1 protein-coding gene is annotated in these 839 nt (G+C 63.8%); it reads left to right on the forward strand.

Annotated elements, in window-relative coordinates; genetic code table 11:
* A partial coding sequence (locus NKH29_RS32560) for an integrase core domain-containing protein (protein WP_353001433.1) occupies window positions 1–839 on the forward strand: 839 nt, incomplete at both ends.

Consider the following 839-nt stretch of genomic DNA (forward strand, 5'->3'; position numbering starts at 1 on the left):
TCGAGACCAAGCGCGAGAAGCCGCATTGGGGCGCTCGCAAGATCAGGGAGTTGCTGGTCAGGAAGCTCGCCGGTGATGTACGTATCCCGGCCAAAAGCACCGTGCATGCCGTGCTCGACCGTCACGGCCTTGTGAGCCAGGCCCGCAAGAGGAACCCGGCGAACAAGGCCGTGGGCACGCCGCTGTCGCAAGCCGCCGCCCCTAACGATCTGTGGTGCACCGACTTCAAGGGGGAGTTCAGGCTCGGCAACGGTAGCTACTGTTACCCCCTGACGGTCACCGACCAGACCTCGCGCTATGTGCTCGCCTGCGAAGCGCTCGAATCGACAAAGGAGACGCCGGTCATCGAGGCCTTCGTGCGGCTGTTCAGGGAGCGCGGCCTGCCCGCCGCCATCCGCTCCGACAACGGGCTCCCCTTCGCTTCGCCTAACGGCCTCTACAATCTCTCGCGCCTGTCGGTGTTCTGGCTCAGGCTCGGCATCGTCATCGAGCGCATCCAGCCGGGCAACCCGCAACAGAACGGCCGCCACGAGCGCATGCATCTGACCTTAAAGAAAGAGACGACCAGGCCGCCCGGCATGAACATCCTCCAGCAGCAGGCGAGGTTCGACGCTTTCATCAGCGAATTCAACGAGGAAAGGCCACACGAGGCGCTCGCCATGCGCACCCCGGCCGAGCTCTACACGCCGTCCTCAAGAGCCTATGAGGGCCTGCCGGAACTGGAATACCCGTTCCACGACCGCGACATCCTGGTTACCGCTTGCGGCCGCATCTGCATGCACAGGAAGAAGATCAACGTCTCGACCGTGCTCGCCGGTCAGAGGCTGGGAATCAAGGAG

Source organism: Mesorhizobium sp. M1295 (assembly GCF_040318135.1).
GTDB lineage: Bacteria > Pseudomonadota > Alphaproteobacteria > Rhizobiales > Rhizobiaceae > Mesorhizobium.